Below are 2,245 nucleotides of genomic sequence, written 5' to 3'. Positions count from 1 at the left end.
TTAAATTTACAATCATAAAACTAAAAGCTATGTTTACAATCGAGAAATTCAGAAACGAGTATGCTAATGTTTCAACTGAAACCGAACTATGAGAGAAAATTGAGGAGTGTGCAAGATTCTTCGGCTATGATGTCCGTGAGAAAGGTTACTCTCTATATGATTTCTTTCCATGGGGATATAAATCTGACTATACTGGACGCTTCTTTGTTGAGCTAAAGAATGGAAATAGCTTGTTAGCAGACAATGCTACAATAGCAGAAGTTGAGCCAAGAAAAGTAAAGTTCTATGCTAATTATGATGACCCAGGAAGTGATGATTACGTTTATACTTTTGAAATCGTATAAATTCACTTTTGGTTTAGCGTAATCCTTTTGTAAGAATAAGTGTATATATCATCTTAAATACTGGTTTTCTTAAAGATTGCCAGCTTCTTTTTTGTGCTACGCCAGATGGTCGCAGCACACATCAATCATAGCCCTATCAAACACGCTATCGCAAGTTTTTCTCTTTCTTGCTTTTCCCTAATGATTCTGCTTTATCCCCCGCAGCTTCGCCAGTATTCCGCTAAGCATCAGGAACGCACTTATCTCATATACATGAGCGTGCTTTTCCTTTCTGCTTTACAAAACACAGGCTACGCTGAAACCCTTAAAACAGACAGTGCTGTTTTAATCCCTTGAAAACCACTGTCTCATGTTCTACGAAGCATTTCGACAAAGGTTTTCAAGGGACTTTGGGAGAGCGGTTATGACAGTATCTTGTTTTAAAGCCTACGGCAACTTTGCTATTCTTTACCCTTTAGTTTAGGGCGAAGCCCTGCATCCTTTGTTATCGCTTACACTCCTTGCATACACAGTCTGGCTTTAATTTTCCTTTGCAAAGGTAAGCAAGGTCGTAAGAACACAAAGTACCGCAACGCTATTTAAGAATATTCTCACGGCAGCCTTCCACAAATCAAAGATTTGGGTTTTCCATAAGAATATCCTTAAATTACTTTGTTTATCTTCCTAATAACCTTACTACCTCATTGCACGTAAAATTTGAAAGCCTGACCGTGATGCTGCAATAGCAGTTGAACGAGAGGAAAATGTATCACTTATTAACAACAAGAATTATGACAAACAACTATGCTATCTTGCTATCGTTAGGCTTCTGTAAGGAAGATTATAAGTTTGAAAACTTCAAATCTGATTTTGGTTACGATTGGACAAGTGAAGATTTAGACGATGCTATTGAGAGTGCAGGATTTGATATACGAAATGTAAGAAACTGCTTGATGGATATACTTTGGTTTAAAGTTGTGTATGAATATGTTGATAATAAAGGCTGTGATAGAGAAGACTTTGATTGCTATGTGAACGGCTCACTTGACACCCACTTCTACTTCAGGGAGACCGAGGTAAATTCAACAGAAGACATAGAAGAACATCTTGAAAGGGAAAATGAAATATCACATCGTCAAGTTTTTAATGCTTGACGATGTTTTACATAAACAAATAACAATCTCATCAATATGGAAAATCTATTTGAGACTTTAGTTGAGAAACTTCGCAAAGGCATTGTTTCTTTCGTGTATCGTAAGAAAGACGGCACAGAACGTCATGCGTGTGGTACGCTATATGGTATAGGACACACCATTAAGGGCAACAGCATTCATCACCATAGCAAATTTACACTTGCTTACTATGATGTAGATTGTAAGGGTTGGAGGTCATTTCTCATTGACAATCTCATTGAGGTAGGCGAACTTCGTAAAGGGACGATAGCAGAACATCATGATATTTGTCTTGCACTTGTTGTTAAGCTAAAAGAGAAGATGAAGAAAGACGGAGTTACGGCTTTCGCTTATCGTAAAGTTGATGGTTCTGTGAGATATGCACACGGCATTCTTTCGGATAATATAGATATTACGGGACCATACTTTGTCTATTATGACACAGACAAGCAAGAAGAACGTAAATTTCGTATTGACGCTTTCATTGGTTTTGGTGAGTTATCAAACATTGAGGTAAACAACATCTTCACAAGCAATGAAGAGCAACAAGTGACAAGTGGTAAGTCTTACAATGACTTTAGTCAGCTTAATATTAAGACCATTCTTGCAAAGAAAGGCATAGATATTGAGGACACCGAGAATTTCATGGTCATAGACTTATTGCCCGAGCTGAATAAGGAACAGCTAAAAGACCTAATCATAAAGGCAACAACGAGACTTGCAGAGTTATAAAAGGCAACGGAGGGGCTT

General features: G+C 37.6%; 2 protein-coding genes. Both read left to right on the top strand.

Annotated elements, in window-relative coordinates:
• Positions 1-1,114 precede the first annotated feature (1,114 nt).
• Entirely contained in the window at positions 1,115-1,477 is a 363-nt protein-coding gene (locus tag O3603_RS11950) for a myo-inositol 2-dehydrogenase (RefSeq protein WP_371523043.1), read from the top strand.
• Between the two features lie 36 nt (positions 1,478-1,513).
• Positions 1,514-2,227 carry an SH3 beta-barrel fold-containing protein gene (locus O3603_RS11945; RefSeq protein WP_314573580.1) on the top strand — a complete coding sequence of 238 codons (714 nt, stop codon included), beginning with the start codon at positions 1,514-1,516 and terminating at the stop codon, positions 2,225-2,227.
• Positions 2,228-2,245 lie beyond the last annotated feature (18 nt).

Source organism: Prevotella sp. 20925_1_30, from assembly GCF_041433025.1.
Classification (GTDB): domain Bacteria; phylum Bacteroidota; class Bacteroidia; order Bacteroidales; family Bacteroidaceae; genus Prevotella; species Prevotella vespertina.
The sequence above is the reverse complement of the archived record's forward strand: the minus strand, read 5'-3'. Positions and strand labels throughout refer to the sequence as shown.